This is a genomic window from Spirosoma lituiforme (assembly GCF_054776635.1).
In genome coordinates, this window is sequence record NZ_BAAHBO010000001.1 from 230,981 (window position 1) to 256,579 (window position 25,599).

Consider the following 25,599-nt stretch of genomic DNA (forward strand, 5'->3'; position numbering starts at 1 on the left):
CACCTTATCGACCAACAAGCCGAAGTAAAGCCATTTTCTTTACTTTTGGGCCTACTCAACAAGATCAGGACACTCGGCGTACTTCAAACAGCATGACTAGTTCAGACAACAAAATTCTCATTACCGGCGGTGCCTCAGGCATTGGCCTGGGACTTACCGAACGGTTTATCCAGGAAAACAACACCGTTATTATCTGCGGACGACGCGAGGCTGCCCTGGCCGACGTAGCCGCCCGGTTTCCGTCCGTCATCACCCGCGTGTGTGATTTATCCAGTCCGGCCGAACGGCAGGCACTTTACCAGTGGATTCGGGACGAACACCCGGACCTGACGGTGCTGGTGAACAACGCGGGGATTCAGCAGTGGATGTCGGTTTCGGACGATGACTTTTTTGACCGGGCCCAGGCGGAAATTCAGGTCAATATCGAAGCGCCGGTTCATCTGGCTTCGCTGTTTATTAAGCTGCCCGCTCTTACCACGATCCTGAACGTAACCTCCGGGCTGGCCTTTGTGCCGCTTACCCGCGTTCCCGTTTATTCGGCGACCAAAGCGTTTTTTCACTCCTTTACGCTCTCCCTGCGGGCGTTGGTCAGGCCGAAAGGCATCGAGGTAATCGAGCTGATTCCGCCCGCCCTCAACACCGACCTGGGCGGCAAGGGGTTACACGACCAGGCTCCACCCGTCAGCGCGTTTATCGACGCAGTTTTCGCGCAATTGACGCAAGGCAAAGAAGCCGTAACGTTCGGGTTCAGTGAAGCGATGGCCAAAGCCTCGCCCGATGACCTGCGTGCCGCATTCGACCGAATGAATCCCGCCCCCAATCATCCATAGACGATTTCACTTTAAACCAACTCGATTCGTGACGTATTCATTGACCCGGCACCTGATGGTTGCCCTGTTCGGGATTCTCCTGCTTTCGTCCTGTCATCGGCCGACCGCCTATTTTCAGCCCGCTGCCGCTTACCGCGCGGATCCGCCCGCATCGGCACCCCTGAAAATGGCAACAGCCGACGATAAAGCGCCAACCGAACAACTGGTGCAGGCAAACGCGACGCTGGCACAGGTTGACGCGTATGTACGGAACGACCAGCAACTCGCCACCAACGAGCGGCTCACCCACCACCTGAACCGGGCCAGAAACATCCTGGCTTCGCCCCACAAAATCCCGGAACCGAACGCAACGAATGTGGCCGGCCCCTCGGCCCGCAACACCCTGATGGGGCGGTTGCTGGTGACGAAAATCAACCGGCAACTGGGAAAACGCCTGGCTCCCAATCATCCGGAAAAAACCATGCTTGCTCATCGGGGGCAATTGATCGGTGGGCTTGTTTTACTGATTGGCGGCCTCATTCTGCTGATAGCCGGTACCGGAACGGTCGCCTTTATTGGCCTGATTCTCTCCCTGATCGGTGCATTGGGTGTCATCCTGGGCTTTTTCGGGCAGTAATCCATCGCCCGACAACGCAGAATTCCTGACGAACCAGTTAATTCCCTTCGTTCGTCTAAACGCATTACACCATTCTTTTTGCTTTGAAAACAATACATTCCGCTGATAAACATCCCTTTCTGGCAGGTGGTGGCGAGATGGGTCAACTAACCCGTACGTTCGACTGGCACACAACCCCCATTGGCGCTTCTGATACCTGGCCGAATAGCCTGCGAACAACCCTGGGTATCGTGCTGCATTCGGCTTTCCCCATGCTGCTGTTCTGGGGAAAGGAGTTAACGTGTTTCTACAACGAAGCGTATCGCCTGAGCCTGGATAGCCGGGGAAAGCATCCGGCCCTCGGCAAACGGGCTCAGGAGGTGTGGCCCGAAAACTGGCCGTTTATTGGTTCTCTGATCGAGCAGGTCATGACCACCGGCGAGCCCGTCTGGTTCGAAGACCAGCTGTTGCCGGTATCCCGAAATGGTCGGCTGGAGGACGTGTACTGGACGTTCAGTTACAGCCCCGCCTTCGACGATGACGGCCAGATTGGTGGAATCCTGGTAACCGGCACGGAGACGACGGAACGTGTAAAAACGGTGACCAGGCTGCAAACATCGGAACGGCGCTTTCATACCCTTGTGCAGGAAGCGTCGGTCGGTATCGTTGTGCTCAGTGGCGAAGAGATGGTCGTAACGGTTGTCAACAATACCTACGCCCGGTTGGTCAACCGTAGTCAGCAGGAACTAACGGGCAAGCCGCTGTTCACCGTTATTCCCGAAGCGGAAGCGGCTTTCCGGCCCATCATCGAGGGTGTACGCACCAGCGGAAATCCGATTTACCTGTATGGCCAGCCCTATTTTGTTGACGGACACGGCGAAAAGATAGACGGCTTTTTAAACCTCATCTATCAGCCCCATCGGGAAACGGATGGCCGCATTACGGGGGTCATGGTGCTCTGCCAGGATGTGACCGCGCAGAAAAAGGCCGAACAGTCGCTGAAAGAAAGTGAACAGCGGTTTCAGGCCGCGGTTGATGCCGTGCAGGGTATTCTGTGGACCAACAATGCCGTGGGAGAAATGGAAGGCGAACAACCGGGCTGGGCAGGACTCACGGGGCAAACCTACGAGGAGTACCGGGGGTATGGCTGGTCGAATGTCGTTCATCCGGACGATGCTCAGCCGACGCTGGATGCCTGGACAGTAGCCGTTCGGGAGCAGCATCCTTTTGTTTTTGAACACCGATTGCGGCTTAAAGACGGCACGTGGGGCATTTTCTCCGTTCGGGCCATCCCCCTGTTCAATGCCGACCATACCGTTAAGGAGTGGGTTGGCGTTCATACGAACCTAACCGAGCAGCGCCGGATCGAGGTAGCCCTGCGCGAAAGCGAAGCCCGGTTCCGCAATTTGATTGATGTGGCCCCAATCGCTACGGCCATCTTCCGGGGTCCCGACCACATCATTGACCTGGCGAATGACGCGCACCTGACCCTGTGGGGTCGCCGGGCTGATGAGGTGCTGAACAAACCCCTGTTCGACGCCCTGCCGGAAGTCAAGGGTCAGGGCTTCGAGGAAATCCTGGCCCACGTGCTGGCTACCGGCGAACCGTTCTACGCCAACGAACTGCACGCCCCGATTGTGCGAAACGGGCAACTGGAAACCGTGTATTTCAACTTTGTGTACCAGGCCCTGCGGGAAGCCGACGGTACCGTTACGGGGGTCATTGTGGTCGCCAATGAAATCACGGATCAGGTAGGTGCCCGCAAGAAAATCGAAGAAAGCGAAGCGCGCATCCGAAGCCTGGTCGACAGTGCGCCATTCCCCATTGCGGCTTATGTGGGCCGGGAGATGCGGATTCAGCTGGCCAACCAGTCGATTCTGGACATCTGGGGCAAGGGTAACGATGTGATTGGCAAGTGCTACGCCGATATCCTGCCCGAACTGGAGAATCAGGAAATTTTCGCCCAGTTGGACAGGGTTTATACAACCGGCACGCCCTTTCATGCCAAACACCAGCGGGTCGATCTGGTTGTGGACGGTCAGTTGACGCCGTACTATTTTAATTACAGCTTTACGCCCCTGTTCGATGCCAGTGGTCACGTCTATGGGGTCATGAATACGGCGGCCGACATAACCGACCTGGCGCTGGCGAAACAGCGGGTCGAGGAAGCCGAGGCAACCCTGCGCGGAGCCATTGAACTGGCCGAACTGGGAACCTGGGAAATTGACCTGCAAACACGTACGCTTGACTATTCGGAGCGGCTTCGCGGCTGGTTCGGAATTGGCAACGACGAGATCATTACCCCCGAACGGGCTTACCGGCCTGTGCGGATAGACGATCGTCCCCGCGTAATGGCGGCCATTGCCCACGCCATCACGCCCGGCTCCGGCGGGATCTACGACATCGAATACGCCGTAAATCCCGCCGAAACGGGTCGGGAACGGGTGCTTCATATTCAGGGACGGGCGTTTGTCAACGATCAGGGCGAACCCTACAAAGTAAGCGGAACGGCGCAGGACGTTACCGACCAACGGCGGGTACAGTTGGAGCTGGAGCGACAGGTTCAGGAGCGCACCGAAGAGCTGGAAGCCACGAATGAAGAATTGCTGGCCAGCAGCGAAGAATTGACCGCCACGAATGAGGAACTGACCGAATCGAATCAGCTTCTGGTTCATTCCAATGAAAACCTGCAACGGTTTGCCTACGTAGCCTCCCACGACCTGCAGGAACCCCTGCGTAAAATTCAGCAATTCGGGGATCTGTTAAAGGCGGACTACGGCGATCGGTTGGGAGACGAACTGATTTACCTGGAACGAATGCAGTCCGCGGCCAACCGCATGTCGGTGCTGATCCGTGACCTGCTGAACTTCTCCCGCATGTCGACCCAGCGCGAAACCGGCGAACCCGTTTCCCTGAATCAGATCGTGCAGACGGTCTTATCTGATCTGGATTTAGTCATCGAAGAAACCAGCGCGCAGATGCTTATCGAGCCGTTGCCGACGGTGATTGGCGATGCCCTGCAATTAGGCCAGTTGTTCAGTAACCTGTTGAGCAACTCCCTCAAATTTCGTCAGCCGGGCGTAACGCCAGTCATCCGGGTGAGAGCCGACCAGATCGGGGTAGACCAGTTGCCAGCGGATGCCAGGCCTCTGCGCATGGCCCTGACCTACCATCGCATTCAGGTGGCGGATAATGGCATCGGTTTCGACGAAAAATACCTGGATCGCATCTTCCAGGTATTCCAGCGGTTGCACAGCCGGAGTGAGTTTGTTGGTACGGGTATCGGCCTGGCCATCTGTGAGAAGGTGGTTGTTAATCATGGCGGGGCCATAACGGGCACCAGCCAGCCCGGTCAGGGTGCTACATTCAGCGTTTATTTACCGGCTTAGCGGAGGTGGGTCAGGACTGATGTTGACCGCGTTAGCCCGTAACCTTCTTCCATTAATACATCAGAAAAGCAAAAAACACAGCAGGCTGTTTTCGGCCGTGATGTAGTTAAACGGATTCATACCTCATGCGTTTATTTCCCGTTCCAGCCGATCACCCTTACCTGGTGCCCATACAAGCCTGGTATGAAACCTCGTTTCCACCCAATGAACGTCGTCAATTTGGGCAATTGCAACAGCTCCTCGCCTGCCCCGACATGCACCTTTGCGGACTGGTTGACGGAGACGATCTAGTGGGGTTTATCGTGTACTGGCACTGGCCCGACATACTGTTTGTCGAACACATTGCCGTTGACCCCAACCAGCGGGGAAAGCAATACGGCCAACAGGCGATCGGTCAGTTGCTACGACTGGAAAGCCCGTACCATATTCTCGAAGTTGAACAACCGCAGGATACGATGAGTCAACGACGGATTCATTTCTATGAGCGGCAGGGGTTTATGCTGAACCCGTTCCCCTATGCGCAGCCTCCCTACCAGGCAAGCAATCCGGCCATACCCATGCATCTGATGTCGATCCCGGCCATTCCCGACCAGGAAACATGCAGCATCCTGAGCCAGCGCATTAAAGAGCGAGTCTATGAACGGTTTTATTAATGGCGCGATGATGATGGCGCGAGGCTCCAGCCTCGTGTCCATTATTACCCGGCCTCTGGCCGGAATAAATGAACAGATAATAAACACTATTTATTCGCTTCGGCCGGAGGCCGGGTAATAATGGACACGAGGCTGGAGCCTCGCGCCATCATGCATCACAAACTAGCTGAAACAAAAACAGCCCGACCGGTGGCCGAGCTGTTTTTGTTTTTATTGAACTACAACGCTTACGCGTTCTGCTTCATCCGAATGATGTTCAGGGCAGCACCCGCCTTGAACCATTCGATCTGACCTTCATTGTACGTATGGTTTACGGGGAATTCATCCGTCGTACCGTCGGCGTGGTGCAGAACGATCTCGAGCGGACGACCCGGTGCGAATTCGGTCAGGCCGTCGATGTCGATGACATCGTCTTCCTGAATCTTGTCGTAATCAGCTGGATTAGCAAACGTTAAGGCCAGCATCCCCTGCTTTTTCAGGTTGGTTTCGTGAATCCGGGCAAACGACCGAACCAGGATAGCCCGGACACCCAGGAAACGGGGTTCCATGGCCGCATGTTCGCGGGAAGAGCCTTCGCCGTAGTTTTCGTCACCCACCACAATCGACCCGATGCCCGCGGCTTTGTAAGCCCGCTGAACAGCCGGTACTTCACCGTATTCGCCGGTCAGTTGATTTTTTACGCTGTTGGTCTTCTCGTTGTAGAAGTTCACCGCACCAATCAGCATGTTGTTGGAGATGTTATCCAGGTGACCCCGGTATTTCAGCCACGGACCCGCCATCGAAATGTGGTCGGTGGTACACTTGCCTTTCGCTTTGATCAGCAGTTTCAACCCTTTCAGGTCGGTACCTTCCCAGGCCGCAAATGGGGCCAGCAACTGCAACCGGTCGGACGTTGGACTAACGATGACCTGCACACCCGAACCGTCTTCGGCAGGGGCCTGGTAACCAGCGTCATCAACGGCGTAGCCTTTCAGCGGCTGCTCAATGCCCTGTGGTTCGTCCAGTTTCACCTGCTCCCCATGTTCGTTGGTCAGCGTGTCGGTAATTGGGTTGAACGTCAGGTCACCGGCAATGGCGAACGCCGTTACGATTTCGGGCGAAGCCACGAACGCGTGGGTACTGGCGTTACCGTCGTTCCGCTTGGCGAAGTTCCGGTTAAACGACGTAATGATGGAGTTTTTGCGGGTTGGATCGTCCATATGACGCGCCCACTGCCCGATGCAGGGACCACAGGCGTTCGCCAGTACAACCCCACCGATTTCTTCAAAGGTATCCAGCAAGCCGTCGCGCTCAGCCGTAAACCTGACCAGTTCCGAACCGGGCGTAACCGTGAATTCGGCTTTTGTTTTCAGATGCTTTGTCGTTGCCTGAGCCGCTACCGACGCCGATCGGGTCATGTCTTCGTAGCTGGAGTTGGTGCAGGAACCGATCAAACCAACGTCTAGCTTGGCTGGCCAGTTGTTTTCTTTTACCGCTTTGGCGAAATTCGATAATGGCCAGGCCAGGTCGGGCGTGAACGGACCGTTGATGTGGGGTTCCAGTTCCGACAGGTCGATTTCAATCAGTTGATCGTAATAAGAAGCGGGATCAGCATATACTTCGGCATCGGCCCGCAGATTGGCTTTAACCGCATCGGCGGCTGCGGCTATATCGGCCCGGCTGGTTGCTTTCAGGTAATCGGCCATTTTCTCGTCGTAGGCGAAGATCGATGTCGTGGCACCAATCTCAGCACCCATGTTACAGATCGTACCTTTACCCGTTGCCGATAAACTTTCAGCGCCTTCGCCGAAGTATTCAACAATGCAGCCCGTTCCGCCTTTCACGGTCAGGATACCGGCTACCCGCAGAATCACGTCTTTGGCCGATGCCCAGCCGCTCAGTTTACCCGTTAGTTTAACCCCGATAAGTTTCGGCATTTTCAGTTCCCAGGCCAGCCCCGCCATCACGTCGCAGGCATCAGCCCCGCCAACACCAATGGCGATCATACCCAGACCACCCGCGTTTGGCGTGTGCGAATCGGTTCCGATCATCATACCACCCGGAAACGCGTAGTTTTCAATCACCACCTGGTGAATAATTCCCGCGCCGGGTTTCCAGAAGCCAATGCCGTATTTATTGGAAATAGAGGCCAGGAAGTCATATACTTCTTTGTTCTTATTTTTGGCAATGTCCAAATCCTGAACGGCCCCTACTTCGGCCTGAATCAGGTGGTCGCAGTGAACGGTCGACGGAACAGCTACTTGTGGGCGACCGGCCTGCATGAACTGCAGCAGCGCCATTTGTGCAGTAGCATCCTGCATGGCCACCCGGTCGGGGGCGAAGTCGACGTACGCTTTACCCCGCTCGAATGCCTGGGTCGTTTCGCCACTGAAGAGGTGACTGTATAAAATCTTCTCCGACAAGGTCAGCGGTTTGCCCACTGCCTGCCGGGCGGCTTCGACGCGTTTGCCGAGGTTAGCGTAAACGCGCTGAATCATGTCTAAATCAAAAGCCATAGCAAGTAGGAATAAAAAAAACGGATTACTGAAAGGTATACTCTCGTAGAAACAACCAACGAATCCGGAAAATGGATTCCGGTTATGGGGTCAAAATTAGAAGATTCTGACTCGTTTTGGAAATATTCCCACGAATGGATTATAAAGAGTGGCAAACTAAGGGAGAAATGACCTAAATAAGGCACATTTGCGCACCTAAGTAAAACCAACTAAATAATAAACTTATCTTGGCCGTTTAAAGCGCGTTACTCGGTGACCCAACTCTATTTTTGCGACGAAACGAGTACCGTATAGGCACACTTAATTATGAAAAAGAAAACGAGTATTCTCTCCCTGACGGCTCTGCTGGGCCTTGGCATGTTCATCTCCTCCTGCGGCAATGAGGAAAACCCAACCATTACCTCCACAACGACCCGACTCAGCGCTACCCTGAACGGGGCCAGTGAGAAACCAACATCGACGACCTCGACGGCAACGGGAACGTTTGTCGGAAATTTGAACACAACGACCCGTGTCCTGAGCTATACGGTTACGTATCAGGGACTAACCCCAATTGGTGGTCACTTACACAAGATCACCGCAGCCGACGGTACTGGCCCGGTCGATATTCCATTCTCGAGCCTGACTTCGCCGATTAGTGCCACAACCGCTGCGTTGCGCCAGGGTCAGGTTGACAGTCTGCTGGCGGGCTTATATTACGCCAACCTGCACACAAACGCCTACAAGAGCGGTGAGATTCGGGGCGACATAAAAAAACAATAAGGTGCTGTAATGCTTAATTCTCCCAAAGAGCATGGGCAAAAACCATACTACCCTTGGGAGAATTAGACAGACTAATGTGATGTCAGGGGTGGGACAGTCCAATCCGAATCAAACCGATTGTGGATTGATTGAACGCACTTACATAAAATCCTTCCAACGGACGTTTAATCAGCGGGGCTGATGACGCTACCATCGGAAGGATTTTTACGGTCTGTTTCCCATCAAACGGTTATTTTACCCCGTTCGTCAGGAATACAATTCAGTTGCTTACGCGACCGAAATTGTTTGAGCAGGCTTATTGGTCTCTGGATTTTTAGGCAACATCACCGTCAGAATTCCGTCGGTGTAGCTGGCCGAGATACGCTCCGTCAGAACTTTGTCATTGAGTCGAAATTGGCGCTCAAATGACCGGTTGCTGTGTTCCTGATAGGTGTAGTTTCCGGCGTTTACCGAGTCCGGGTTTTCGGCCGGGTCGCTACCCTGGTATGAAATGGTCAGGACGTCGTCTTTGACCGATAGTTTCACGTTTTCCTTGACCAGCCCAGCCGCAAATAAAGAGATCACGTAACTGGTTTCCGTCTCTTCGATATTGACGGGTGGCTGCTGAAAGCCGCCACCGTGACGACCGAACGCCTGCCCGGCCCAGAAGTTGCCGAATTTTCCCCGACCCCACGGACCACCAAAGCCCCGGCGACCCATTGATCCGCAACCGCCTTTAAACGCCGATTGATTAGCACCTGATTGATGCGCTTGTTTGTTATACATGGTTGTGTGTGTTTTTACGTCTTGTGTTTACGCGTTGTTTGTTATTTGTCCAGCTTAATTGATTGGAATGATCCGTTCTCCACGTCCCACACTCATGGGCGAATGATAGGCCGGATCGTCGATGGAAATGATTGATGCTGACTGCCATTCGTTGCGCCCGAAGCGGCCAGCTACCCGGCCCCCCAGCAAACGGGCACCCGCTACCCGAATGACCAGGGCCACGCCCAGTGCCACCAGCAGTACTTTCACAATGAGCGATACCAGAAACAGTACCAGCCCGGCTACCAGCGCTACGCCAGCAATTCTCCAGATGATGTTCATGTTGTGTCAATTTTACTAGTTTGCAAAGGCCTCTCTTCAGTTGCAACCTGGCGGTAACTACCAGTAGCCGCTTCGCTTGTCTGGGCCTTTGGTAAGGATGACGGAGAAAGGTTGCCGTTTACTTTAACCTGAAGCAAACTTTTTTCAGAAACATGGCGATTTGTAGCAACCAGGCCGAATAGTATTCGTTTTTTCATGGAGACATAAGGAAACAATTCCCTGATTATAAGCCACTTATTGTTTCAAAAAAAATTATTACTGAAATAGGATCTGTGGCGTCAGCCGGGTCGCTGGGGCGATTCGTAAACCTGACAGGCGAGGTTTCTCAAAGCCGGGTGATTCAACTAGCTGGTTGACCGGTTGCGACCTGGCCCGGAAAGGTTCGCGGCTTCTATTTGACCACAAGATTGAACAAGTACCCGTTTCTCCCCGATCGGGTCATTCCCTCATTATGCAGCAGCAGACGAAGCCGTAGCGCGCGGGCATACAATACGACCGACAACCTATCCAGATGAATAGTCAGTGGTGTGGTTCAAGGTCATTAAACGAACTGTCTTACCTGATGTAAATCAGCCGACAGCACTGCCAGAACGGGTGAATCTATTTGAGTTTAGCCAAAAAAATACGGACAATGACCAGGGGTCCGGTCAGGGCGCTCCTGCCAGTCGGAAGAATACTCATAATTGCCCAAAAACACGCTTTACTAGCTTATCTACAAGACTTTTACCGCCAAGCTCCGAACTGTAACCGAGTACGTGTTGTTACCTATACATAACCGCTCTGGTAACCCGACCATCCTCCAGTTTTATGTTGTCGCCGATAGTCTGTCTTGCATAAGTCAGTGCTTTTGCGTCTATATTTGGCCTGATTCGTGGTAAATGGCAGCGGAGACAGTTTCAATCTAAATATCGATTATGTCGAAAAACTTAGTCATAGTGGAGTCGCCGGCGAAGGCGAAAACCATTGAAGGCTATCTTGGAAAAGACTTTACGGTGAAGTCCAGTTTCGGTCACGTTCGCGATTTACCCAAAGATGGGTTGGCCGTCGATGTGACGAATGGCTTTCGGCCGTCTTACGAAATTTCGCCCGATAAAAAGAAACTCGTTAGTGAATTAAAAACACTGGCCAAGTCGGCAGAAGAAGTATGGCTGGCGACGGATGATGACCGGGAGGGGGAAGCCATTTCCTGGCACCTGAAAGAAGCGCTCGGGCTGCGCGATAATACGAAACGCATTGTATTCCGGGAGATCACGAAGAACGCCATCCTGAACGCCATCAAATCGCCCCGCACCATTGACGTCGATTTGGTAAATGCCCAGCAGGCCCGGCGAGTACTGGACCGACTGGTGGGATACGAACTGTCGCCCGTGCTTTGGCGCAAGATCAAAGGGGGCAGCACGGGCCTGTCGGCGGGCCGGGTGCAGTCCGTTGCCCTGCGACTGGTCGTTGAGCGGGAACGGGAAATCGACAAACACTCGGCAAAATCGTCGTTCAAGGTTACTTCGCAGTTTATTGTCGACGGCAACAAAGTCCTGAACGCCGAACTGGCCAAGAACTTTGCGACGGCCGACGAAGCCCGCCGTTTTCTGGAAGCCTGCATTGGTGCTACCTTCACCATCAAAAACCTGGAGACGCGTCCGGCCAAAAAAACCCCGGCTCCGCCTTTTACAACGTCAACGCTCCAGCAGGAATCGTCCAGAAAACTGAGTTATCCGGTGGATCGGACCATGCGGATCGCCCAGAACCTGTACGAAGCCGGTAAGATCTCGTACATGCGTACCGACTCAACAAACCTCTCGCAGGAGGCCATTGAGAAGGCCGTGGCCGAAATTGGCTCGGAGTTCGGTGAAAAATACATCCAGACCCGGCAGTTCAAGACCAAGAACGAATCCGCCCAGGAAGCCCACGAAGCCATCCGGCCGACCAACTTCAATGATCGGAACGCCGGTGGCGACCGCGACCAGAAACGCCTGTATGAACTGATCTGGAAACGGGCCATTGCCTCACAAATGGCCGATGCGCAACTGGAACGCACGACGGTAACAATCAGCATCCGGTTTGCGAATGGCGCAACGGCCACCGTTCAGACCCATGTAGATGATAGTCCGTTCGCCGAAACACCCAAAAGCGAAAACCGTAGTTTCCCCAGCGAGTTAGTCGCTCAGGGTGAGGTGATTAAGTTTGACGGATTTCTGCGGGTGTACCTCGAATCGAAAGACGATGAGGACGACGAAGACGCTAAAGGCATGCTCCCTCCGCTTTCCATTGGGCAAACGCTGAACCTGGGCCAGATGAAGGCGACCGAAAAATTCACCCGGCCGCAGCCCCGATACGCCGAAGCCTCGCTGGTGAAGAAACTTGAAGAAATGGGTATTGGCCGTCCGTCGACCTACGCCCCGACTATTTCCACGATCATCAACCGGGGTTACGTGACCAAGCAGGACAAACCCGGTATGGAACGTAAGTACATCGAGTACACGCTCCAGCAAAACCAGATCAGCGAAACCAGCGGAAAAGAGACGTACGGCTCGGAGAAAGCCAAGCTATTCCCCACCAACACGGGCGTTGTTGTGAGCGATTTCCTGCTGGAATACTTTCCCGACATTGTCGATTACAAGTTTACGGCTACGGTCGAAAAAGATTTCGATGAGATTGCCGATGGCCGCATGAACTGGCAAACGATGTTGCAGGGATTTTACGGTGATTTCCACAAGAACATCGAAGAAATTCAGGGATCATCGGGCGTGTCGTTCAAAACGGGCGAGCGGGTACTGGGCGCTGATCCAGCCAGCGGAAAACCCGTTTCGGCACGATTGGGTAAATACGGAGCCTATGTTCAGATCGGCGAAGCCAGCGACGACGAGAAGCCCCGCTACGCCAACCTGCGTGATGGTCAGTTGATTGAAACGGTTACCCTGGACGAAGCCCTGAACCTCTTCACTCTTCCCCGCGAAGTGGGCTTCTTTGAAGATAAGCCGATGGTCATTGCTATCGGCAAGTTTGGCCCTTACGTGAAGCATGACGACAAATATGTATCGCTGACCCGGGAAGACGATCCGTATACGATTGATGTGAACCGGACCATTGAACTCATTCAGCAGAAGCGGGCCGAAGCCATCAGCGAAGCCCTGGGCGAGTTTGAGGGCAAGATCGTGAGCACGGGCAAAGGCCGTTTTGGCCCTTACGTGAAGTTTGATGAGAAGTATATCTCGCTGCCCCGGAATGAATCCCTGGCTGGTCTGACGCTCGAACGGGCCATCGAACTGATCCAGGCGAAGCGCGTTGTGGAAGCCAACAAATACATCAAAGAGTTTCCGGAAAATCCGGCCATAAAGGTTGTCAATGGTCAGTACGGACCCTACCTGGCCGTCGGCAAGCGTAACGTCAAGATCCCCAAAGAGGTTGACCCCGCTACCCTGACGCTGGATGATTGCCTGAAGCTGGCCGGCGATGATCCGGCAGCCGCCAAGGCGCCCGCGAAGAAAGCCGCGGCTAAAGCACCCGCCAAGGCGAAGGCAACCGAACCGAAAGCCAAGAAACCGGCGGCTACGGCCAAAGCAACGACCGCTAAAAAATCAACAACGAAAAAATAAATGCGTAAACCCGAAACATACTCGTTTCGGGTTTTTTGTTGCCCTGTTGCTGCCCGATCGTGGGATAAGCCCCGGAATAGCCTTCTTCACCGGAAGGTTTTTGTTTTTAGCCCATTTCCATAAAATCATCACTAATTTGCCAGCTTAACCAACGCATCGTTGCTTTTGACCGCATGAAGTACCTTCTTTTTTGCCTTTTAGTATCCAGCACCGTACTTGCCCAATCTGACAATCAATACAATTTAATTCCGTTCCCGGCGCGATTCTCCGGTCAGAACGGCCAATTCAGCGTGTCGGCCAGCACGCGGGTGGTAGTGGCTCCGGCAACGGATGCTGCGGTCCGGGCGGTGGCACAAACGTTCGCTAGCCAGCTTAAAGCCGCCAATGGCCTGTCGCTCGGGGTCGCATCAACCAGTCCGGCCCTGGCCAAAGGAGCGCATATTTTCTTCTCACTGAACAAGAAGCTGAACTTGGGCGACGAAGGCTATAAGCTGACCGTGGCACCCGGCAAAGTACTGGCCGAAGCCGCTACCCCAAAAGGCCTGTTTTATGCCGCCCAGACCCTGCGGCAGTTGGTACCCGCCGGACCAGCCGCCACGGCGAGCCTGCCAGCCTGTGCCATCACCGATAAACCACGCTTCGGTTATCGGGGTCTGATGCTCGACGTGGGTCGCCACTTTATGCCGGTAGCCTTCGTCAAGAAGTTTATCGACCTGATGGCGATGCACAAACAGAATACCTTTCACTGGCACCTGACCGACGATCAGGGCTGGCGGATTGAGATTAAAAAGTACCCTAAACTCACCCAGATCGGCAGCAAACGAGCCGAGTCGATTGTGGGTCAGTATTACCAGAACTACCCCCAGCAATTCGATGGGAAGCCCGTAAGCGGTTTTTATACCCAGGCCGAAATCAGCGATGTCGTCCGCTACGCCCAGACCCGGTTTGTGACGATCATTCCCGAAATTGAAATGCCGGGGCATGCCCAGGCGGCTTTGGCGTCTTATCCGGAATTGGGCTGCGACCCCGCCAAAGGCTATCAGGTCTACACGAAATGGGGGGTTTCGGACGATGTGTTCTGCCCGTCGGAGAAAACGTTTGGCTTTCTTCAGGATGTGCTGACCGAAGTAATCGCGCTCTTTCCCGGCAAGTACATTCACATCGGGGGCGACGAATGCCCGAAAACGGCCTGGAAAAACAGCGCGTTCTGCCAGGAGTTGATGAAGAAAAATAACTTGAAAGACGAACATGAGTTGCAAAGCTATTTCGTTCGGCGCATGGAAAAATTCCTGAACAGCAAAGGTCGTTCGATTATCGGCTGGGACGAGATTCTGGAAGGTGGTCTGGCACCGAATGCAACCGTTATGAGCTGGCGCGGTACAGAGGGCGGAATTGCCGCGGCCAAGCAGAAACATACCGTCGTGATGACACCCGGCGGGTTCTGCTACCTCGATCATTATCAAGGCAATCCGGCTACGGAGCCGCTTGCTATTGGCGGCTACCTGCCCCTGGATAAAGTCTATAGCTACGAACCCATGCCGATGGAGCTGTCAGCCGCCGAGCAGAAGTTTATTCTGGGCGTGCAGGGCAACATCTGGACGGAGTATATAACCAACCCCGAGTCGGTGGAGTACATGGCGTTTCCGCGGGCCATTGCCTTGGCCGAAATTGGCTGGATGCAGGCGGGTCCGCACAACTTCGAGGATTTCGCCCAGCGGCTTAAAAACCATTTGCCCAAACTTACCGGCGTCAACTACGCCAAACGGTTGTTCGATATAACGGCCAGCACGCAGCCCAACGACCAGGGGCAGGTTCAGGTGGTCCTGAAGAAACTCGACACCGACAGCCAGATTTTTTACACGCTGAATGGCAAAGAACCAGACGAGCGCAGCACAGCCTATATCGGACCCATTACCCTCACCAAAACGACAACCATCCGCGCAATTACCCAGACCGGAGGGTCCCGGACTGGAGATTCCCAGACGGGCGGGCGTCTTACCCAGACCTTTACACTGCACAAAGGCAAAAACAAGCCTTACACTTATGCTCTGGCGCCGGACCAGGACAGCGACCCTAAACTGACGAAGCTAACAGATGGCGTTCGGGGCGATACCCCCCGCAGCCGTCGCGAATGGGTAAATTTCTCGGGGTCCGATCTGGACCTAACGGTTGATCTTGGCGAGGTAACGAGCGTAACGAAAGTGTCCCTTAACTTTCTGAAGGTTATTCTGGAGAAGGGATTCCCCCCTGCCTCCGTCGACATTGCGCTCTCAAAAGATGGTAATGAGTTTAAAGAAGCGATCGTCCAGCCCGTTACGTACGACCTGAATGGTCCCTGGGATATGGTGCCCGTCGTGGCCGACTTTAAAACAGCACGGGCACGTTACATCCGGATTCGGGCCAGGAACGCGGGCGTCTGCCCGCCCGGCCACCCCGATGCAGGCGCCAAGACCTGGCTCGCCACCGACGAAATTGTCGTCGAGTGACGCAGGGCCTGAGTAACGCAGGCAAGATGTCGGAATGCCGCATCACCGCGTTACTTAGGCACCCCTTTACAACGTATCTTAGCCTTTATGAAAACTCGCAAAAAAATCGTCGTTCTTTCCGGGGCAGGCATCAGTGCGGAGAGCGGCATTCCCACCTTTCGGGCGTCGGATGGCCTTTGGGAAAACCACCGTATCGAAGATGTGGCTACCCCCGAAGCCTGGAAACGGAACCCAACGCTGGTACAGGATTTTTATAATCAGAGACGCAAACAGGCTCTGAGCGTTCAGCCGAATGCGGGGCACCGGGCGCTCGTGACGCTGGAGGAGAAATTCGATGTGACCGTCATTACGCAGAACGTTGATAATCTGCACGAAAAGGCGGGTTCATCAACGGTTATTCACCTGCATGGCGAGCTGTTCAAATCCCGCTCGACGGTTGACGAGTCACTAGTTTACGATATCGAGGGCTGGGAAATAGAAACGGGTGCTGTTTGTGCGAAAGGATCCCCGTTGAGACCCCATATCGTGTGGTTTGGCGAAGCCGTTCCGATGATGGACATCGCCCTGGAAATAGCCGATCAGGCAGATATTTTCATTGTTGTAGGTACTTCCCTGAACGTGTATCCGGCGGCCGGGCTGGTTTATGTGGTTCGGGATGGAGTTCCGGTGTATGTAGTGGACCCAACTATCCCCGACATGCATAAAACGAAAAACGTTACGTTCATTGCCGAACCCGCCACAATCGGGCTGACACAACTGGCCGACAAACTGCTGGCTGAAGCAGACCAAGACTGATGCCCTGTGATACGCACAGCCCGATGTCAGTGGGCCGTGTGGTGGATTGGCTGGTTCTGCGCCAGTACATCGGCAGGTACGGTCAGTGACTTTTTCAGCACGTACTGCGCCAACACCGGAAAATGGTCGGAAAAAGAAATGCCCGATAACGTCTGGCAGGTTTTAATGTGCCAGTCGGCGCTGAAAAACTGCTGGTCTATACGCACACAGTACGGATGCCGGTTGAGGGTAAACCCGAGCCCCTGGCCAGCTTCTTCGAAGGCATTCCGGAAGTTCTGGCTAAGCTTTCCGTACGAGTAGCTAATGGGTGTTTCATTGAAATCGCCACAGATAATGACCGGATACCGGCTACCGGCTACGTAGGATTCAACCTCCCGAAGCTGTTCGTTCCGGTGCTCAAAACCTTCTTTCATCCGCTGAAACGTATCGAGTAGTTCGAGCGCAAAGCGACCCACATGGCCCGTTTTCAAGGCGTCTACAGCCTGGTTGGTCCGTACTCCCATCGACCACAAATGCACGTTGACGACCCGAATCGTATCAGTTCCGTAGGCAATGTCGGCGCACAGAAACCCGTTGATGTTCGGCGCTTTTTCCCGGTCCCAGATCCGGCTATACTGATTCACGATCGGGTATCTGGAAAACAGCGCCAGTCCTATTTCCCGGTTTTTATCGAAGCAGGTCAGCTTTTGCAGTTTATCGGTGTACTGATGCTCGATCTGGGCGTTTGGGGAGTACTCCTGAAAACAGGCAATATCAGCCTTCAGCAGCGATGCATCCAATCTATTCTCCCCACTGGTCGGAAAGGTTTCACTGTTGAAACTCAATACGTTCAGGGTCTGCGTCTGGCTTAAATCTTTATAACCATCCTGCGTACCCACCAGCCTTTTTACGACCACAAACGAGAACAGCACCCAGATGATACCAGCCGCAGCGATCATTTTCTGTTGCTTGTAAAACAGATAAATGCAGGCCGCCAGCCCGCAGGGCATGGCCAGGGGTAAGCTCATCATAATGAAGCCGGGCAGCCAGTGGTTTACGATTGGGTAATAACAAAAGGCCATCGACAGAAAGAGGTAAATGAGGGCGGTATAGGCCGTTGGAAACTGTCGGTATTTGTTGATGAAGCGACGTCCCTCCTCGTGCAGCGTCTTTAGCAGGGGCTGCAGAATAAATGAAAGATGCCCGATTAGTTTTATACCTGTTGACATAGTGTAGCAATTGAGGATAACGACACGGACGGCCCAAGCAGCCCGGTTTACTTGACGACGAAACGGCCATCGCCCATTCGGAAACCTTCCGTATACAATTCGACGGTATACGTACCTGGTTTGTAGGGAGCATCCCGCCGAAACAGGACATCGACCCGCTGGTCAGCGCCATCGAACGGCACCGTCTGACGGGTACTGTAGCCAAGCTCATGGCCCTCAAAAAGCATGACGCCACCCGTGCCGCTTTCGCTCACGACCGCGCCGTTCGCGTCCAGTATACGCACGTACACTTCTTTGCCTGTAGCCGAAGCCAACGGGTTGGCCAGCATCGTAAAGTCTATTTTTAACCGATCAATGCGCGACGCTTTGTAGGTACCTCCCCGGCGCTCTTTGCCGTTGTCGGCAACCGCCATAACCTCAACATTGATGGCTTTCATGGCCGAAGCCAGCGTCACTTTAGTCGTCAGATCGGCATTTTTAAGCGAGTAATCATCAACGGCTTTGGTTAAGGCTGCCCGTTCGTATTTCAGGCCGGTGTTCTCACTGAGAATACTTTCCTTTTCCTCTTCGAGCGCACGGGTCTGGCTGAGCAATGAACCGTTTTCAACTTTAAGCCGCTGGACGCGCGCGTCATTTTGAGCCAGGAAATTCTGGTAGTCCCTGATTTTCAGACTATACTGCTGCATCGAAAAGCTCAGGTCATACTTGAGCCGCTTCTTGTCGGTGATCAGTTGCTGCTTGATCCGCTCCAGCTCGGCAACGTTGCCGCCAAGCCGACGCACCTCCGTAATCTTGGCGTCCAGTACATTAGCGATGGAATCGAGCTTGATTTGCGTAGCAGCAAACTGTTCTACTTTGGCCGTCAGCAACTTCTGCACTTCCAGCGTTTCGTTTCGAGAGCCCAGAAACAGATAGGCTAATAGGGCCAGAATACCTACCAGGGCACCCACCGTTATATTTAGTACACCTTGCTTGTCGTTTGCTACGGTTGCTTCCATTGGCTCGAATGATCGATACAGTACAAAGCAACGACACGGAACTTAAGCACGACTTAAGCTGACCTTAAATCTACCTTAAAATGGAGCGATACTGGGAAGGGTCAGCGTAAAAGTGGTACCGTCGGGCGTTGATTGTACCGTAATATCGCCCTTGTGCAGTTGAGTTACCTGAGCGACAATGGCCAGCCCGACGCCATGGCCTTTACTCGACTGAGCCGTTGAATTACTCCGGAAGAAAGGCTGAAAAATATGAGGCAAATCGGTTGGCCGGATCTGGGCGCCTTCGTTAAAAACGGTTAGGGTTATCTTCCCCCGGCTGGATCGAAAGGTTACAACAGCCGTTTTTGTCGGCGAAAATTTACAGGCGTTGTCGATCAGATTCATGAGTAATACTTGCAATGAAGGCCGGTTTCCCTGAGTAATCAGGGCCTCCTCGTCATCGGGGAAGTCGGCAAAATCGAGTTGAATCTGGTATTCCTCCTGCCATTTCTGCAACTGCGTTTTCGTTTCCCACAGCAACTCATCCATCCGTACCGGTTCTGTCAGCAGGGTATTCGACTGAACCGCAGTGTTGGCCAGTTCCAGCAACGCGTTGGTCAGGTGCGACAGTGTCCGGGTATCTTCCTGTAGCGATTGAAGCGTTCGCTCGTAAATTTCCGGGCTGCGTTTCTGAATGAGGGCCACATCAATCTGCGAATTAATCTTGGTCAGTGGGTTTTTTAACTCATGCGATACATTGGCGATAAACATTTTCTGCGTGTTCAGGGCCTGCTCGATGCGGTCGAGTAGCTGATTGAAGGTGGTAACCAGCTGCCCGATTTCGTCGGCCCGATTCGGGTGCTCGACCCGTTTCTCCACGTTGGCCGGAAAAATAGCGTTGACCTGCTGAATTATACCCGACATCGGAGCCAGCGCCCGGTCGGCGAAAAGCCAGCCCGACATACCCAGCAACAGGATAGCGACCAGCATCATCACAATCAGTATTTTTCTCAGGTCATCCAGCGCTTCCCGACCCGCCTGGTCTATTCCGCTTACAATCACCCAGTTCCCCCCACTTGCCAAATGGATGGCCACAATCTGGTACTCATTTTTGTGCTGGTACCAGGTCTGGGTAGTTGACTTCAGTTGCGGGATAAACTGCTCATGAAACTGGGCGTTGGCCGGATTGGTCGAGAAGAGTACCTGCTTTGTTTTTTCATTATAGACCGAAATATTCTCGTTGAGCAGCGGTTCTTTACCGGCCGCGTCAATGAGTCGCAGTACGGTGCTGTCGGTCTGTTGCAAATCAAACAGGAGCGTCGTGGTCGTAATGGCCCGGTCCTGAAGGCGTTTGTAGAACCGTTTTTCGAGGTAAAGCCGGCTGAAGAAGTAAACCCCAAGCGAGAAGAGCAACAGAACCAGGGTAACGAGGAGAACGAATTGGTACGTGAGCCGGGTTCGGATGTTTATCATGACGACACTACCTTTACGACATAGCCCATGCCAATCTGCGTATGCAGCAATTTGGGCTCAAAGTCTTTGTCAATCTTTTTCCGCAGGAAATTTATATACACCTCAATCACGTTGGTGCCGGTGTCAAAGGTCAGATCCCATAGTTTTTCGGCCAGTTCGACCTTGGAGATGACCCGCCCCTGGTGGCGCAGGAAGTATTCGAGCAGCTGAAACTCCTTGGCCGTCAGCGCAATTTCTTTACCGGCCCGCACCACCTGCTTCGTGTCCGGATTTAATTCCAGATCAGCAATTTTCAGCAAATTAGCGGACTGAGTGACGCTGTTATTCCGACGGGTGAGGGCCCTGACCCGCGCCATCAGCTCCCGAAACTCGAACGGTTTAATCAGGTAATCATCCGCGCCCGCATCCAATCCGATAATTTTATCTTCGGTTGTCCCGAGGGCCGTGAGCATCAAAATCGGCGTCGATACGTTGGCGTCCCGCAGTTTCTGGCAGAGCTCAAGACCATTCATGCCGGGCAGAATGATGTCGGTTATGATCAGGGCGTAAGACGACCGGACAGCCAGTTGAAAACCCATTGCTCCGTCATAGGCAACATCCACATCCCATTGATGTTCCTCCAGTCCCTGCTTAATACTTTGAACCGTTTTTACTTCATCTTCAACAATTAGAATTCTCATGGCACTCCGTTTCTACAGTCGAATGTATGGAATTAATCCAATAGATGGACTTTTTGGGCCATAATGCTTGCCGACTCTATCGAATGATTTAACTTTATGACGCTCGTGCGTCGCCGGGCTACGGTTACCCATCCACCTTAAAAAAACATAGCCCGGCGACGCACGAACGTCATAAACTTGTAGACATGAAACACATTTTTTGGGGGCTCGCTGTGGGTATACTGCTTGTCGGCGTTGGATTTGCCCAATCAACAACACCGAAAACCGCTGGCTTACCCCGAATTGCCATAGCCGGACTCGGCATTGAGTCCAGCACGTTTTCTCCCGCCGTAACGAACGAGGAAGCTTTTCATGCCCGATACGGTCCTGAAGTGTTTAACGCCTACCCGTTCATGATGCCCGTGGCTCCCCTCCGGAAACAGGCCATCTGGCTACCGGCCATCGTAGGGAAATCGCTGCCGGGAGGGGCCGTGACCCGGGAAGCGTATGAGTCGCTGGTTAACAAAACGCTGGATTCACTCCGAAAATATGGCCCTTACGATGGGCTGTATTTTGACATACACGGGGCCATGAGTGTGGTCGGGCTGGACGATCCGGAAGGCGATTTTCTGACCCGTATCCGAAACGTCATTGGCTACAAAACCCTTGTCTCTACCTCCATGGATTTACACGGGAATGTATCGTGGCGGCTGGCGCAGAACTCCGATCTGATTACCTGTTACCGCATGGCCCCTCACGAAGATGCCATGCAAACCAAGGAACGGGCGGTCGTCAACCTGCTGGAGCGCCTTAAAACCGGAAAAGGCAAACCGGCCTACAAAGCCTGGATTCCCGTACCCATTCTGTTGCCGGGCGAAAAAACAAGTACCCGGATCGAGCCGGGCAAAAGCCTGTACAGCAACGTAGAACCCATTGCTGATCATGGCAACGGCATTATCGACGCGGCCATCTGGATTGGCTACGCCTGGGCCGACGAGCCCCGCAACCACGCGGTTGTAATGGTAACGGGCGAGGACAAGACCAAAGTGGGCCAGGCAGCGGAGAAGCTAGCCCTTGCTTTCTGGAATGTCAGAAACCAGTTTGGTTTTGTGGCGCCTACCGGCACGCTGGAAAAATGCCTGGCGAATGCCCTGGCGAGCCAGAAACATCCCTTTTTTATCAGCGATACGGGCGATAACCCAACCGCCGGAGGTGCGGGGGATGTTACCTGGACGTTGACCCAGATTCTGGCTCGGCCGGAGTTTCAGCGGGCGGATGGCCCCTCGTTGATCTATGCGTCCATTCCCGACCCGGAACTGGTCAAAAAAGCGATGGCAGCTGGCGTTGGTGGCTCGGTCGAGGGTGTGGCGGGTGCCCGCGTCGATGCCCGGTTTGCCCCACCGGTCAAGCTGAAGGGTACGGTGGAGTCAATCGTGAAAGGCGACAAAGATGCTGAAGTAGAAGTGGTGGTAAAGGTGGGTAGCGTACATGTCATTGTCACGCAAAAGCGCAAACCTTACCACAAGGAAATCGATTTTACCCGACTGAATCTTGCCCCGCGAAAATCCGACATCGTAGTCGTGAAAATTGGCTACCTGGAACCCGAACTGTACGCCATGCAGGCCGACTGGATCATGGCCCTGACGCCCGGGGGGGTTAATCAGGACCTGGCCCGGCTGCCCTACAAGCGGATCAAACGGCCCATGTTCCCGTTTGATACCACCATGAAACAACCCGACCTCTCGGCCCAGTTCGTTCCCGTATCCGGTGCAGCGAAATAATCCGCCGGGCGGTTGTCTCTACCCGAAAGCTGGTCCGTCAGTTGAACTCAAGAATGCCCATACCTAAGTCAGTGAGTGATACGAGACGTTTCGTTTATGGTAGCTTGATTGTCCTTCTGTCTGGTATGGGCTGGTACTGGGGTAACGGGCTGACGGGAACCTACTGGTATCTAGCCTGGCTGGCGCCCATTCCTTCGTTAATTGGCTCGTTCTATTGCTCGCCAAGAACCAGCTTCTGGCTGGCCTATGCGGCTTACTTCGTTGGTCGGCTAAGCTGGTTCAGTTATCTGGAAACGGTCACGTCGTTCCTGCCTGCCGTGCTGTTAACCCTGGCACTACCTTATGCCTATGCGCGCATTGTTGTCTATTCCAGGCGCGTAATCCTAACCTTCGACACCGGGTATACCGTGCTGGCGTACCCGGTTCTGATAACCAGTTTCGAGTACTTGGTCGTGACCTGTTCACCCGATGGATCGGCTACCAGCATGGCTTATCCCCAGGCAGATGTATTACCCCTTATCCAAATTGCCTCCCTGACTGGCCTACTGGGTATTCCGTTTCTGGTCAGCCTGTTTCCTTCATTTGTTGGCGTTGGCTGGCTGGCTTATAAACGAAGGGAAAACTGGCTAGCCTATTTAGTAGGTTCGGCAATTCTTCTGTTTGGGGCGTTGTTTTTCTTTGGTGTACACCGACTAAGCCGCCAGTCACCCAAATTGGGGACAAAGGTGGGATTGGTTGCTTTGGCAGAAGAGAGGCACTATAAAAGCAACCAAGCTAGCAATCAACAAATTAAGTCCGTCATAAGCGACTACGATCAGGCTATTGCGCCGTTGGCACAGCAAGGAACTACCTTGGTATTGCTTCCTGAAACAGCGTTAAGACTTACCCCGGAAAACAGCCAGACTGTTCTTCATCTGCTCAAAAGCATAGCCTTGCGTCATAGCCTGCAGTTGGTTGTCGGGGTAGCTAACTATAGCCAGACGCAGGCGCGCAACACCGCTTTGGTGATCAGCCCCGATGGTACTGTCGCAGCTGAATACACAAAGAACTACCTGGTCCGTGGGTTCGAGCGTCAGTTCACGCCCGGCCATCAGATTGGACTGTTCTCCCTGGCTGGCCATAAGGCCGGGGTAGCCATCTGCAAAGACCTTGATTTTCCCGGCTACATCTGGGCGTACGGTCAAGAGAAGGTTTCCATCCTGTTTGTTCCAGCCAACGATTTTCGGGTCGATGACTGGCTGCATTCTCGCATGGCGATCCTGAGGGGTGTTGAAAACGGTTTCTCTGTAGTCAGAACAGCCCGGCAGGGACGGCTGACCATTAGTGATCAATTCGGTCGGGTTTTAGCCGAAGCTAACTCGTCGGATGGCAACAAAGCGGCTTTAACTGGCGAGGTTTCATCGGCGCCGGAGACTACGTTCTACGCCAGAACGGGTAATTGGTTTGGTCTGCTTACTCTGCTGGCAGCGGCTTACATACTGTGGCGAATCCGAGTCCGTAGCCGGGACATTCCCCTTACAGCTTGAGTCGAATCCCGACGTTATTCAAACGACCGGTGATCCAGACGCACAGCAAGGCAAACAAAACAGATTTCAGCAGGCCAACGCCCCCCGTCAGCAGTGCGTCGGGCAGATGCAGGTCAAGTAACGTCGTAAAGGCGTAGGCGAAATAGGGAATCAGGTAACACAGGAGGGTATCGGTGCCAGCGGGTTTGATACCCGTAAACCAATGGGCTTTCCCGCCCACATCGACCAGCCAGTAAATAGCCGTAAACGCCAGAATCGTAAAGGCGCTGCACAGAAATAACCAGGCGGGGGTAGCGGCTAGCTTACTCAGTCCCCAGAATGGCCGCGTGTACATCGAAAGACCGATCAGCCCAACGGATAGGCCGATGAACAGAAGTGTCATTTGCCTGTTCTCTCCCCGCTCCCGGTAGTATTGAAACAGGGTTGAGATCACGACGCCCCCCATGGTCAGACCCACGAGCGTTCCGCCACTGATCGCGCTGGGAATGATGGAGATGACTTCGGGCAGTCGATGAGCCGAGGCCACCAGGCTCAACAGGGCAAAGCCAATCCAGGCGGCTACTAAAACCACCAGTCGGTTTCGGGCAAAGACCGTCACCAGCGCAGCGCCCAGATACGACCAGCCAATCAGGCCCAGTATACCCCACCAGTGCGGGGCAAACCGGCTGTTATCCTCCCCTCGGTATACCATCGCCAGCGTAAGCAGCAAGCCAACAACAACGATCTTGGCAATCAGTACATTTCGCTTATCAGCGGTTTTCGGGTAAACACTCCAGAGTCGGATGAAGCAGGCACAAGCCAGTACATTCCAGATGTGTCGGGGCAGTCCCGTAGCCGTTTCATCGATGGATTCGCCGTTGACCAGATAAACACCCATGACCAGCAGCGCCACCGAACGCATCAGCACGTGCCCAATGAGCACCTGATCGGAATCGCCCTTCTGACGGCGGGCGTTAACGGCAAACGGAAGCGACATCCCAACAATGAACAGGAAAGCCGGAAAAACGACATCGGCTAGCCCAATCCCATCGACCCCGCCGGGTACGTGTTCCAGCCAGGCCGGGATGTTCGTTAGCGACCAGAGGTCATTCACGAAAATCATCAGGATCATCGTTAAGGCCCGCAGGATGTCAATGGAATCGACCCGATGGCCCATACCAAGGGGTCGTGCCGATGCAACAGGTACCGTTTGTGGCTGAGTCATAGCGATTTTGGGCTTCTTCCTGGACGATAAAGATAGGTTTAAAACGAAGCAGATCCGATTATCTACCGGACCTGCTTCGTTTTAAAT

At 53.8% G+C, this 25,599-nt stretch carries 19 protein-coding genes; 10 read left to right on the forward strand and 9 right to left on the reverse strand.

Annotation, left to right across the window (positions count from 1 at the left end; translation table 11 throughout):
• Positions 1-92 precede the first annotated feature (92 nt).
• The 4 genes from ACYU87_RS01015 (at position 93) to ACYU87_RS01030 (ending at position 5,467) form a co-directional block, all read left to right on the forward strand.
• Positions 93-830 (forward strand): SDR family oxidoreductase, encoded by a 738-nt coding sequence (locus ACYU87_RS01015; RefSeq protein ID WP_461132157.1) that lies wholly within the window; start codon positions 93-95, stop codon positions 828-830.
• Between the two features lie 28 nt (positions 831-858).
• Complete coding sequence (locus ACYU87_RS01020) at positions 859-1,446, forward strand: hypothetical protein (RefSeq protein ID WP_461132158.1); 588 nt, start codon at positions 859-861, stop codon at positions 1,444-1,446.
• A gap of 137 nt (positions 1,447-1,583) precedes the next feature.
• Positions 1,584-4,814, forward strand: coding sequence for a PAS domain-containing sensor histidine kinase (locus ACYU87_RS01025; RefSeq protein ID WP_461133611.1), 3,231 nt, complete (start codon positions 1,584-1,586; stop codon positions 4,812-4,814).
• 125 nt (positions 4,815-4,939) lie between these two features.
• Complete coding sequence (locus tag ACYU87_RS01030; RefSeq protein ID WP_461132159.1) at positions 4,940-5,467, forward strand: GNAT family N-acetyltransferase; 528 nt, start codon at positions 4,940-4,942, stop codon at positions 5,465-5,467.
• Between the two features lie 227 nt (positions 5,468-5,694).
• On the opposite strand, the gene ACYU87_RS01035 is transcribed toward ACYU87_RS01030, so the two are convergent.
• Positions 5,695-7,962 (reverse strand): aconitate hydratase, encoded by a 2,268-nt coding sequence (locus tag ACYU87_RS01035; RefSeq protein ID WP_461132160.1) that lies wholly within the window; start codon positions 7,960-7,962, stop codon positions 5,695-5,697.
• 306 nt (positions 7,963-8,268) lie between these two features.
• On the opposite strand from ACYU87_RS01035, the gene ACYU87_RS01040 reads away from it, so the two are divergent.
• Positions 8,269-8,724: a CHRD domain-containing protein gene (locus ACYU87_RS01040; RefSeq protein ID WP_461132161.1), complete on the forward strand. Its 456-nt coding sequence runs from the start codon at positions 8,269-8,271 to the stop codon at positions 8,722-8,724.
• 267 nt (positions 8,725-8,991) lie between these two features.
• Here the strand turns inward: ACYU87_RS01040 and ACYU87_RS01045 are convergent, their stop codons facing one another.
• The 3 genes from ACYU87_RS01045 to ACYU87_RS01055 are packed head-to-tail and all read right to left on the reverse strand — an operon-like array spanning position 8,992 to position 10,007.
• On the reverse strand, positions 8,992-9,489 hold the full coding sequence (locus tag ACYU87_RS01045) for an Hsp20/alpha crystallin family protein (RefSeq protein WP_461132162.1): 498 nt from the start codon (positions 9,487-9,489) through the stop codon (positions 8,992-8,994).
• A 54-nt stretch (positions 9,490-9,543) separates the two neighbouring features.
• Positions 9,544-9,810: a hypothetical protein gene (locus ACYU87_RS01050; RefSeq protein ID WP_461132163.1), complete on the reverse strand. Its 267-nt coding sequence runs from the start codon at positions 9,808-9,810 to the stop codon at positions 9,544-9,546.
• Complete coding sequence (locus tag ACYU87_RS01055; protein WP_461132164.1) at positions 9,807-10,007, reverse strand: hypothetical protein; 201 nt, start codon at positions 10,005-10,007, stop codon at positions 9,807-9,809. Before ACYU87_RS01055 ends, ACYU87_RS01050 begins: the two co-directional genes overlap by 4 nt.
• A 717-nt stretch (positions 10,008-10,724) precedes the next feature.
• Between ACYU87_RS01055 and topA the strand changes: the two genes are divergently transcribed.
• From topA to ACYU87_RS01070, 3 genes are all read left to right on the forward strand, one after another.
• Positions 10,725-13,403 (forward strand): type I DNA topoisomerase, encoded by a 2,679-nt coding sequence (gene topA, locus ACYU87_RS01060; protein WP_461132165.1) that lies wholly within the window; start codon positions 10,725-10,727, stop codon positions 13,401-13,403.
• A gap of 173 nt (positions 13,404-13,576) precedes the next feature.
• Positions 13,577-15,889, forward strand: a complete 2,313-nt coding sequence (locus tag ACYU87_RS01065) for a beta-N-acetylhexosaminidase (RefSeq protein WP_461132166.1) — start codon at positions 13,577-13,579, stop codon at positions 15,887-15,889.
• A gap of 87 nt (positions 15,890-15,976) precedes the next feature.
• The gene (locus tag ACYU87_RS01070) at positions 15,977-16,684 is read left to right on the forward strand and encodes an SIR2 family NAD-dependent protein deacylase (RefSeq protein WP_461132167.1); all 708 of its coding nucleotides are present in this window, start codon (positions 15,977-15,979) and stop codon (positions 16,682-16,684) included.
• A gap of 26 nt (positions 16,685-16,710) precedes the next feature.
• Here ACYU87_RS01070 and ACYU87_RS01075 read toward each other — a convergent pair whose 3' ends face one another.
• From ACYU87_RS01075 to ACYU87_RS01090, 4 genes are all read right to left on the reverse strand, one after another.
• The gene (locus ACYU87_RS01075) at positions 16,711-17,892 is read right to left on the reverse strand and encodes an endonuclease/exonuclease/phosphatase family protein (RefSeq protein ID WP_461132168.1); all 1,182 of its coding nucleotides are present in this window, start codon (positions 17,890-17,892) and stop codon (positions 16,711-16,713) included.
• Positions 17,893-17,939: 47 nt separating this feature from the next.
• On the reverse strand, positions 17,940-18,890 hold the full coding sequence (locus ACYU87_RS01080; protein WP_461132169.1) for a hypothetical protein: 951 nt from the start codon (positions 18,888-18,890) through the stop codon (positions 17,940-17,942).
• Between the two features lie 75 nt (positions 18,891-18,965).
• Positions 18,966-20,342 carry a sensor histidine kinase gene (locus ACYU87_RS01085; protein ID WP_461132170.1) on the reverse strand — a complete coding sequence of 459 codons (1,377 nt, stop codon included), beginning with the start codon at positions 20,340-20,342 and terminating at the stop codon, positions 18,966-18,968.
• Positions 20,339-21,022: a response regulator gene (locus tag ACYU87_RS01090; protein WP_461132171.1), complete on the reverse strand. Its 684-nt coding sequence runs from the start codon at positions 21,020-21,022 to the stop codon at positions 20,339-20,341. The genes ACYU87_RS01085 and ACYU87_RS01090 overlap by 4 nt, the downstream gene beginning before the upstream one ends.
• A gap of 185 nt (positions 21,023-21,207) precedes the next feature.
• On the opposite strand from ACYU87_RS01090, the gene ACYU87_RS01095 reads away from it, so the two are divergent.
• Both ACYU87_RS01095 and ACYU87_RS01100 read left to right on the forward strand, forming a co-directional pair.
• Complete coding sequence (locus ACYU87_RS01095) at positions 21,208-22,782, forward strand: M81 family metallopeptidase (protein WP_461132172.1); 1,575 nt, start codon at positions 21,208-21,210, stop codon at positions 22,780-22,782.
• Between the two features lie 71 nt (positions 22,783-22,853).
• Positions 22,854-24,308: an apolipoprotein N-acyltransferase gene (locus ACYU87_RS01100; protein ID WP_461132173.1), complete on the forward strand. Its 1,455-nt coding sequence runs from the start codon at positions 22,854-22,856 to the stop codon at positions 24,306-24,308.
• On the opposite strand, the gene ACYU87_RS01105 is transcribed toward ACYU87_RS01100, so the two are convergent.
• Positions 24,298-25,512 carry a DUF5009 domain-containing protein gene (locus ACYU87_RS01105; protein WP_461132174.1) on the reverse strand — a complete coding sequence of 405 codons (1,215 nt, stop codon included), beginning with the start codon at positions 25,510-25,512 and terminating at the stop codon, positions 24,298-24,300. The genes ACYU87_RS01100 and ACYU87_RS01105 overlap by 11 nt on opposite strands.
• Positions 25,513-25,599: the final 87 nt, after the last annotated feature.